At 30.6% G+C, this 10160-nt stretch carries 11 protein-coding genes; 6 read left to right on the plus strand and 5 right to left on the minus strand.

Going from position 1 to position 10160, the window contains the following annotated elements:
• Positions 1-157: 157 nt before the first annotated feature.
• From B5G32_RS12700 to B5G32_RS12710, 3 genes are all read right to left on the minus strand, one after another.
• Positions 158-1435, minus strand: coding sequence for an aspartate aminotransferase type Ic (locus tag B5G32_RS12700; protein WP_087936859.1), 1278 nt, complete (start codon positions 1433-1435; stop codon positions 158-160).
• A 76-nt stretch (positions 1436-1511) separates the two neighbouring features.
• Complete coding sequence (locus B5G32_RS12705) at positions 1512-2636, minus strand: sensor histidine kinase (RefSeq protein WP_087936860.1); 1125 nt, start codon at positions 2634-2636, stop codon at positions 1512-1514.
• A complete protein-coding gene (locus B5G32_RS12710; RefSeq protein WP_087936861.1) occupies positions 2633-3328 on the minus strand; it encodes a response regulator transcription factor in 696 nt (231 codons plus the stop codon). Before B5G32_RS12710 ends, B5G32_RS12705 begins: the two co-directional genes overlap by 4 nt.
• A 254-nt stretch (positions 3329-3582) precedes the next feature.
• Between B5G32_RS12710 and B5G32_RS12715 the strand changes: the two genes are divergently transcribed.
• From B5G32_RS12715 to B5G32_RS12740, 6 genes are all read left to right on the plus strand, one after another.
• Positions 3583-4902 (plus strand): PTS sugar transporter subunit IIC, encoded by a 1320-nt coding sequence (locus B5G32_RS12715; RefSeq protein WP_087936862.1) that lies wholly within the window; start codon positions 3583-3585, stop codon positions 4900-4902.
• 29 nt (positions 4903-4931) lie between these two features.
• A complete protein-coding gene (locus tag B5G32_RS12720) occupies positions 4932-5201 on the plus strand; it encodes a hypothetical protein (RefSeq protein ID WP_143746650.1) in 270 nt (89 codons plus the stop codon).
• A gap of 18 nt (positions 5202-5219) precedes the next feature.
• On the plus strand, positions 5220-5939 hold the full coding sequence (locus B5G32_RS12725; protein WP_087936864.1) for a glucosamine-6-phosphate deaminase: 720 nt from the start codon (positions 5220-5222) through the stop codon (positions 5937-5939).
• A gap of 14 nt (positions 5940-5953) precedes the next feature.
• Entirely contained in the window at positions 5954-7360 is a 1407-nt protein-coding gene (locus tag B5G32_RS12730) for a 6-phospho-beta-glucosidase (RefSeq protein WP_087936865.1), read from the plus strand.
• A gap of 116 nt (positions 7361-7476) precedes the next feature.
• Positions 7477-8037, plus strand: coding sequence for a sugar O-acetyltransferase (locus B5G32_RS12735; protein WP_087936869.1), 561 nt, complete (start codon positions 7477-7479; stop codon positions 8035-8037).
• Between the two features lie 22 nt (positions 8038-8059).
• Positions 8060-8668: a DUF1349 domain-containing protein gene (locus B5G32_RS12740; RefSeq protein WP_087936866.1), complete on the plus strand. Its 609-nt coding sequence runs from the start codon at positions 8060-8062 to the stop codon at positions 8666-8668.
• A gap of 5 nt (positions 8669-8673) precedes the next feature.
• Here B5G32_RS12740 and B5G32_RS12745 read toward each other — a convergent pair whose 3' ends face one another.
• Positions 8674-9573, minus strand: coding sequence for a MurR/RpiR family transcriptional regulator (locus B5G32_RS12745; protein ID WP_087936867.1), 900 nt, complete (start codon positions 9571-9573; stop codon positions 8674-8676).
• A 21-nt stretch (positions 9574-9594) separates the two neighbouring features.
• Positions 9595-9984: a hypothetical protein gene (locus B5G32_RS12750; protein WP_087936868.1), complete on the minus strand. Its 390-nt coding sequence runs from the start codon at positions 9982-9984 to the stop codon at positions 9595-9597.
• Positions 9985-10160: the final 176 nt, after the last annotated feature.

The following is a 10160-nucleotide window of genomic DNA, read 5'->3' on the forward strand; positions in this document are numbered from 1 at the left end:
TTAATTCAAGATATTCCTAAATAATATTCTGTTTTTTCTAAGAAAAACCGAACTTGTTTTTAAGTTCGTCTTTTTTTGTGCTTTTACTTACGATTGGGTCAAATTATTTTTCACACTTCACTTATAAAAGGAAAAAAGATGAACCATTGGATTCATCTTAGTTTTCTAATAATTTTTCAATACTTATAAGTTTTACACATAAGACAAAGAGTTCTGTTGCCTGTTTTAATTCATCTAAAGGTGGATATGAAGGGGCAATACGAATCACTGAATCATGAGGATCTTTTCCATAAGGGAAAGTTGCACCCGCATCAGTTAAAATAACACCTGCTTCTTTACATTTTTGAACAATATCTTGTGCACAATTGTCCATAGCTTCAAAAGTAATAAAATATCCACCTAATGGATGAGACCATGTTCCAATATGAAGTGGTTTTAATTCTTTATCAAAAATATCTAATACCATTTCAAATTTAGGTCTTAATAATTCAGCCTGTTGACTCATATGATGTTTTAAATCTTCGATGCTTTTAAAATATTCAGCATGTCTTAATTGATTTAACTTATCATGACCAATAGATTGAACTGTTAAATGTTTTAAAATATCTTTTTTATTATTAATGGATGTAGCCATAGCCGCTACCCCAGCTCCTGGGAAAGTAACTTTTGATGTTGAACAGAATTCAAACACAAGATCAGGATTTCCTGCTTCTTGACAAGCTTCAAGAATATTTTTGACATGATCTTGATGATGATCATAAAGGTGATGAATAATATAGGCATTATCCCAGAAAATTCTAAAATCTGGAGCGGCAGGTTTGAGATGTGCAAATCTTTCTACAACTTCATCAGAATATGTTATTCCTGATGGATTAGAATATTGAGGCACACACCATATACCTTTCACCGATTCATCATTATTCACATATTTTTCTACCAGATCCATATCAGGACCATTTTCATCCATAGGAATAGATATCATTTCAATGCCAAAACGTTCTGTAATAGCAAAATGACGATCATATCCAGGCACAGGACATAAAAATTTGACTTTATCTAAATGACACCAAGGTGTATGTCCTAAATATCCATGTGTAAAACCACGACTGATCTGATCAAACATGATTGTTAAACTTGAATTTCCATAAACAATAATATGTTCAGGTGTTGTTTCTAAAATATCTGCAAATAACTGTTTGGCTTCATCAATTCCATCTAATATACCATAATTACAATAATCTTTTTTATCTGTAAAATCATAATGACTATTAATAACATCTAATAAAGGCATAGAAAGTTGAACTTGACTAAAATCAGGTTTACCACGAGCCATATTTAGCTGTAAATGTAAATCTTTCATGTCTTGGTATTGTTTGCTTAATTGTTGATGTAAAGTTTTTAATTCATCTTGATTCATATCTTGATATGCTTTCATTTTTAATCCCCCACTTTGAAGTCATTGTACCTTTTCATTCAATAAATTGCAATCTTTATTCGACAAGAAAAAATATTTATTCATTTGTATGTAATCTATGTAAAATCACAATAAATGTTGTTTTATCCTGGTGACTCGTAGCTAAGATTTCTCCATTATGAATTTGAATAATATTTTTAGCAATCGCTAAACCTAGACCTGTTCCACCCGTTGATGAAGAACGTGAGGCATCACTACGATAAAATTTATCAAAAATATATGGCAAATCAGCACTATCAATAGGATTTCCATAATTCATAATTTTGATAGTGACAGTTTCTTCATCGTTGATAACTTCAATTTTAATTTTCTTTCCATCCTGTCCATATTTTACTGCATTAGATAATAAATTATCAAAGACTCTTGCGATTAATTGTCCATCCCCATTAATAAATAAATTATTTTGACTGATTTTCACTTCAGGCGTGATATGATGTTCCTGAAATGTTGGGTAAAACTCATCAACAATCTGTAAGATTAACTCAGTAATATTAATAGTGGCCATATGAATCTTGACATTGGCCTGATCCAAGCTTGTAAACTCAAATAAATCATCCATCATGCTTTGAAGTCTTTTTGATTTTTCATAAGCCACACTTGAATATTTTTGTATTTCCTCTTTCGTTAATTGCTGATTATTTTTAATCAATTCCAGATAACCGACAATGGTTGTAAGTGGTGTTCTTAAATCATGAGCAACATTTGTAATTAAATCATTTTTTTGTTTTTCAGCATTTCTTTCAGCATCATAGGCCAAACGTTCATTTTCTTTAAGAATTTCACTTTCTTTTTCCTTATCTCTTAATGTTTTCGCAAGAGCATTAATATTGGCTGCTAATAACCCCAGTTCATCATCATATTTGATAGGGGCTTCGACCTCATAATCACCAGCAGTGACACGTTGAATAGTTCCACTTAAAACATCAATATACTTTAAAGTGATATTCATTAAATCAAAAAAAGTAACTAAAAAAATTAATAAGGAAATAAGAAAAGCAATGATGTATAACCATTCATAAGGTAAATGAAAAACATTGGTATGTTGCAAGATGATCATTAAAGCAACATCACATAAAAATGCAATCAGATAAGCAACAATAATATTAATAAATAAACGCCATCGAAAACTACTAATCAATAATCTTTGTATTTTCTTTATCATAATTCAAATTTATAACCAACACCCCAGACAGTTTTAATGTGTCGAGGATTTCTTGGCTGCCTTTCTATTTTTTCTCTTAGTTTTCTAATATGGACCATAATTGTATTATTAGAATTATTTGATTTCATATGCCAGATTTTTTCAAAAATATCTTCAATAGAAAAGACTGTTCCCGGTTGACTAGCCAACAAGACAAGAATTTCATATTCAATTCTTGTAAGAGCTAAAGGTTTTCCATCCAGTGTTACTAATTTCTTTTGTGTATCAATAATTAAATCTGTTGCTTCAATAATATAAGAAGAATGATGAACCGGTTTATTTAAGACATGATAACGTCTAAGTTGTGATTTGACTCTGGCAACCAGTTCCATAGCATTAAATGGTTTACTGACATAATCATCGGCACCTGTCAATAGTCCTTCAATTTTATCAGTATCAGCAGTTTTGGCTGAAACAATAATAACAGGCACATTATATTTTTCACGAATCATTTTTAAAGCATGTATTCCGTCAATTTCAGGCATCATAATATCCAAAATAACAAGATCAATATGATACTCTAAAATATCATTCATCAAAGTGAAAGCATTATATCTTTTTTCCACTTGATATCCTTCTTGTGTTAAATAAATTTCAATTAAATCAGTAATTTCTTTTTCATCATCTACAACGAGTATATGAGGTGTATTCATGTCTTATCGCCTCCTAAACATATTATATAGAAATTTATAGAAACAACAATCTTTTTTCTAAAGAAAAAAATGTTTTAATGATACTGAACATTTCATTTTGTTTTTCATAAAATAAAATAAAAAAGTCAGAAAGTTTTAAGAAAATCATCAAAAAGCAAAAAAGATTGAAAGAAAGTTCCAATGAACTTCCATAGTGTTGAAAGCGGTATCAAAAGTCAATACAATAGGTTCAAAAGGAAGCGGAGGAAAATAATATGACAGACAAATTAATGGAAGCTATTTTAAAAGTAGCGGAAAAATTGCAGACAAATCGTTATATGTCAGCTATTAGAAATGCTTTTACAGCGTTATTGCCAATTACGATTTGTGGAGCATTTAGTGTTTTATTTACAAGTGTTATTTGTACACCTAATGAACAAGGGATTAGTTTAGCTAACTTTGAGATATTTAGCTGGTTAGAAAACTTAAATCCAATGTTTGATGCTGCATATTATGCAACATTAAACTTCTTAACAATTGGTTTAGTTGTCTTAATTGCGATTGAACTAGGAAAACAATATGGAATGCAACAAGATTTGACTTTACCATTGGTAGCATTATCTTGTTATGTTACATTATGTGCCACAACAATGGTTGTGACAAATGATCAAGGAATTTCTTTTGATGTTGCTGATGTATTGGCAGTACAGTATACAAATGCACAAGGATTATTTATGGCAATGATTTCAAGTATCCTTTCTGGAGAAATATATATTAGACTAGTTAAAGGTGGAAAGATGAAGATTTCTTTACCAGAAACGGTACCAAGTAATGTTGCTAATGCATTTAATGTATTGATTCCGGGTGTTGTGACTATCTTTATTATTTCAGGTATTGGATTATTATTTAATGAAGTATTTGGATATTCATTCTATGATGCTATTGCAAAATGGATTCAAGCACCACTCACAGGTGTTTTAACTGGTTTACCAGGTTATTTGTTATTGTTCTGGGTATCTACATTACTATGGGTTGTTGGTATTCATGGTACACAGACTTTAGGGGCTATCTATTCAGCACCTATGTTATTGGCTTTAACTGAAAATACCGATGCAGTTTTAAAAGGACTCGAACCTACAAATATTTTAAATACTGGATTTATTAGTTGTTTTACAATTATTACAGGTGCCGGGATTACTGGTGGTTTATTGATTGCTATCTTGTTATTCTCTAAACGAGATGATTATCGTACAATTGCAAAATTATCAATTGCTCCAGCAATCTTCAATATCAATGAAACAATGACATTTGGTTTACCAATTGTCTTAAACCCAATTTTAGCTATTCCATTTATGTTTGCTCCAGTGATTTCAGCAACATTTGCTTATTGGATGACAGTGATTGGATTTGCACAAGTCATCTCATTCCAAGTCCCTTGGACAACACCAGTAGGTATTATGGGATTTTTAGCAACCGGTGGACATATTGGTACAGCAATTACACAAATTATTTGTGTGGCTTTATCAGTTGTTATTTATACTCCATTTGTTTTGATTTCTAATAAACAGGCACAAATGGAAGAAAATCAAGCTTAAAAATAAAAATGAAAGGAAAAGGAAAAGACATGAGTAAAGTAGAATTAACAGAAACACAGAAAAATATTATTCAAATTCGTAAAAGAATGAATCGACGTTCTATTGAAGAAGAAAAATTTAATGGTTTTACAAAAAAGAAAATGTGGACATATTTATGGATTTTCCTTTTTACACCTTATGGGATATATCGATTATTTGATGAAAATAATGAATTTTTATATCAACAAAAAATTATATGGTTAATAGTTGGTATTGTTTATATTATTTGTATGATTAGTCAATTCATTCATATATTTTAAATAGAAAGGGTAAAGAATATGAAATTAATTATTGAAGAAAATGAAGAAAAAATGAGCGAAAGCTGTATGTATATTGTCTTAGGTGCCATGATGCAAGATAAACGTGTCAATATTTCATTGACTTCTGGACGTTCACCAAGAAAAATGTATGAAATGATGATTCCTTATGTTAAAGATCAGGAGAAATTCAAAGATATTCAATATTATATTTTTGATGATGGACCTTATATAGGACAAGAACATGGTCCCATCTGGGAAGAAATGCATGAATTATTTTATACACCTGCCAATATTCCTGATTCTCAAATTCATTGTGTAACAGAAGATAACTGGGATACATATGATGAAGAAATTAGAAATGGTGGAGGTTTAGATGTGATGGTCATTGGTTTAGGATGGGATGGGCATTTCTGTAGTAATTGTCCTCGCTGTACACCAATGGATAGTTATACCTATAAGATTTTACGTGATGATCAAGTTGCAGTCAATGAAACATATCGCCCTCGTGACAATATCCCTTATGTTTATACGATGGGTCCAAAAAGTTTAATGCGTGTTAAACATCTTGTGATGATTGTCAATGGTAAAGAAAAAGCAGAAATCTTAAAACAAGTTTTAGATTCACCGATTACTGATGAATTACCATCAACAATTTTAAAATTACATCCAAACTTTACGATTATTGCTGATAAGGATGCTGCATCATTATTAAATCCAGAAGATTATAAAAGATATTAATAAAGGAGAAAAACATGGAAAAGAAATCTGTAAAAATTGTAACAATTGGTGGAGGAAGTAGCTATACACCAGAATTAATGGAAGGATTCATTAAAAGATATGATGAACTTCCAATCAAAGAAATTTGGTTAGTTGATATTGAAGATGGAAAAGAAAAACTTGAAATTGTTGGAGCAATGGCTCAACGTATGTGGGATGCTTCACCATATGATGTTAAAGTGCATTTAACTTTAGACCGTAGAGAAGCATTAAAAGATGCTGATTTTGTGACAACTCAATTTAGAGTGGGATTATTAAATGCCCGTATTAAAGATGAAAGAATTCCTTTATCATATGGAATGTTAGGACAAGAAACCAATGGAGCTGGAGGTATGTTTAAAGCTTTAAGAACAATTCCAGTGATTTTAGATATTGTAGAAGATATGAAAGAATTATGTCCAGATGCATGGTTAATTAACTTTACAAATCCAAGTGGAATGGTCACTGAAGCTGTCATGAGATACGGAAAATGGGATAAAGTGATTGGATTATGTAATGTTCCTGTAGGAGCAATGATGAAAGAACCACAAATGATTCATAAAACATTGGATGAATTAACATATAAGTTTGCTGGATTGAATCATTTCCATTGGCATAAAGTCTTTGATAATGCAACAGGGAATGATATTACACAAAAAATTATTGATGCCATCTATGATCCAGATGTTGATGATGGAACACCAAAGAATATCTTTAATGTGAAGTTCTTTAAAGAACAATTAGATCAAATGCAAATGATTCCATGTGGATATCATAGATATTATTATCGTCAAGAAGAAATGTTGAAACATTCTTTAGAAGAATATCATGATGTCAATGTTGGAACAAGAGGTCAACAAGTTAAGAAAACAGAAGCAGAGTTATTTGAATTATATAAAGATCCAAATTTAAATTATAAACCAGAACAATTAACAAAACGTGGTGGAACACATTATAGTGATGCTGCCTGTGAAACAATTGCTTCTATCTATGCGGATAAAAACACACATATTGTTGTATCTACAAGAAATAATGGAGCAGTGCCAGATTTACCAGCTGATTGTACAGTAGAAGTGTCTTCATTTATTGGAGCCACAGGAGCAAGAGCGATTGCCTTTGGACCATTACATCCTGCTCAAAGAGGATGGTTGCAATGTATGAAAAATATGGAACTTTGTGTAGAAGAAGCTGCCGTGACTGGTGATTATAATTTATTGCTTCAAGCTTTCACTTTAAATCCACAAGTGATGTCTGGAACAACAGGGAAACGTATTATGGATGAATTATTGATTGCCCATAAAAAATATTTACCACAATTTGCTGATAAGATTGCCGAGCTTGAAGCAGAAGGTATCACGATTAAAGATGATATCGCAAGAGAATTAACTGAACAAGGATTATAAGATGACACACCTTATTGGAATCATTCCATAAGGTGTGTTTTTAAGTGTATTGTATAATAATGTGATAATGGTTATAATACTTATATTAGCAAATACAGAAAGGAAGAATGAAAGATATGACAGAATTAGAAAAGATGAAACAGGGGTTATGGTATGATGCCAATTATGATGAAGAACTCGTTAAAAAAAGGTATCAGTGCTTTGATTTATGTCATGAATATAATTTAACAAAACCAAGTTGTTTTGAACAAAAGAATAAGATTATGGAACAGATTTTAGGTTATTTACCAAAGAGCTTAGAGATTGTTGCGCCTTTTCAGTGTGATTATGGAAAGCATATACAATTTGGTGAGTATGTTTTTGTTAATTATAATTGTTATTTTATGGATGGAGCTAAGATAACTATAGGCAATCACGTTTTTATTGGACCTTCATGTGGTTTCTATACTGCAAAACATCCACTTGATTATCAAAGACGTAATGATGGTCTTGAACAGGCATTACCGATTGTCGTTGGGGATAACTGCTGGTTTGGTGCGAATGTCAGTGTCATGCCAGGTGTTACGATTGGAAGTGGTTGCGTGATAGGAGCTGGAAGTATCGTTGTTAATGATATACCAGACAGTTCAGTTGTTGCAGGAGTTCCAGCGAGAGTGATCAAAACAATAAATCAATGATAGATTAAGTAAGGAGAAAACTATGGAATTTGATATAAGTCAGTTAAAGTGGACAAGAGAACCTCAAAGCTATGATATAAAAGAGGATAAAATTGAAATGATTACAAAGCCATATACAGATTTATGGCAAAGGACTTATTATCATTTTAGAAATGATAATGCTCCTGTTTTACAGATGAAAACAAAAGAAAAATATTTTTCATTTGTAGTCAAAACTGAATTTGAGAGTCATCAGCGTTTTGATCAATGTGGCATTGTGATGTATTTGGATAGTGAAAATTGGTTAAAGGCTTCTATTGAATATGAAAATGAAGCATTTCAAAGATTAGGTAGTGTTGTGACAAATAATGGATATTCTGATTGGGCAACGACATCTATTCCAGCTTCTATAAAGTCTATGTGGTATCGTTTAAGCAGACGAGAAGATGATTTTTGTATAGAGTGTTCAAATGACGGTCAAGTCTTTCAACAAATGCGTATTTGTCATATGAATCAAGCTATAGATGAAATTCAATTTGGTATATATGCAGCAAGTCCAGAAAATTCATCATTCAAAGCGACATTTACTCATATGATGATGGGAGAATGTCAATGGCTGGCACATGATGGACAACAACCAGATGAAAAATAAAAAGATCATTTGTGATGATCTTTTTGATGGTTATATTCATATTGACGTCTATTTTGTCGATCTTTGATAACAGAGTTTTCAAAGTGATAAATATAATGAATATTGTTTTCATAATCTTTCATAAAGATGAGCATATAGATATTATCTAATAAAAATGTCATAGATATTTTAGACGCAAAAGCCCCTTGTTTGATAATGTCATTTTCACCATGTTTTAAAATCACAGCATATTTACAAAGCTTGATTAAAGGTGAATTTTCATTAGAAGTCACTAAAATAACAGGAATATTCAAATGAATATTTTCAAATACCCAATTTTTAACTCTTGTACTCGTAGCGTTATTACTGATAATAAAAGCAATAGGATTTTTAGATGTTTTAAAACGATGGACATTTTCAAAACCTATTTGAGTATTGCAGTAGATTGGTAGCCTAAGTTTTTGACATTTCATAACAAAATCCTGAGCAGTTAATAGTGAAGAACCTACACCATATACTGTAATAGCATCAGAATGATACAATAAATGAGCAATATTTTTTAATTGTTGAATATCTAATGAATGATAAACATCATCAATAACTTGATGATACATTTGATAAAATCTTTTAGGAATATCTTCTTCTTTGATATTTTGTTCAAAAGGCATATTGATTTCAATGCGTTTTTCATTGAGAATTAAAGAATTGAGTTCTGAAGCGAATTTGATTTTAAAATCAGAATAACCTTTCACACCCAACTTTTTAGTTAATCTGACAATACATGAAGGAGATGTATAAGTGACTTTAGCTAATTCATCAACACTTAAATTAATAACTTCTTGAGGATTATTGAGTATAAAATCAATGACAGCTTGTTCATTGTGAGTAAATTTTTGACTTTCCTTTAATTTTTGAAATAATGACATGATAGACCTCTTAAAGAATGTTTATTTTGATTCTTTTTCATCTAGTTTTTTTAATTTCCATTGAATAAGACGTTGAGAAAGTTTTTGAGAACGTTTCTTTTGTTTCAAGTCAAAATCCTTTTTATAAGAAGCAAACAATTCATGAATTTGACCAGTAGGATCTTCAATAATATGAAAACCACTCACAATGCCTTCTTTTTGACCAATATCATTTGCATCAAAGGGAATATAGTAATAATAATCTTGTGTATCATCAATAACTTTTAATAATTGTTGATGAAATCCAATCACATAATAATTCTTTCCATCTGTTAAATCAGCATTTTTATCATGTCCAATAAATTGAACAATACCTATACAATCCACTTTTTCTTTTTCATTTGTTTCTAAATTATGTCTTTCTACCTGCATCATATGCCTCCTGTTTATATTTATAAGAATATTTTATTCAAAAAGCATAATAAATACAACCTTAATTATTCATGAGATTATAATATAATCATGAAATATCCTTATTTCATAGGCATTTTCTGCTTTTATTTATTCTTTTTCTATTCACCCGTTGGGTGAATAGTTTTTCTTTATAT

Origin of the sequence: Massilimicrobiota sp. An80 (assembly GCF_002159255.1) — a bacterium.
Classification (GTDB): Bacteria; Bacillota_I; Bacilli_A; order Erysipelotrichales; family Coprobacillaceae; genus Allocoprobacillus; species Allocoprobacillus merdigallinarum.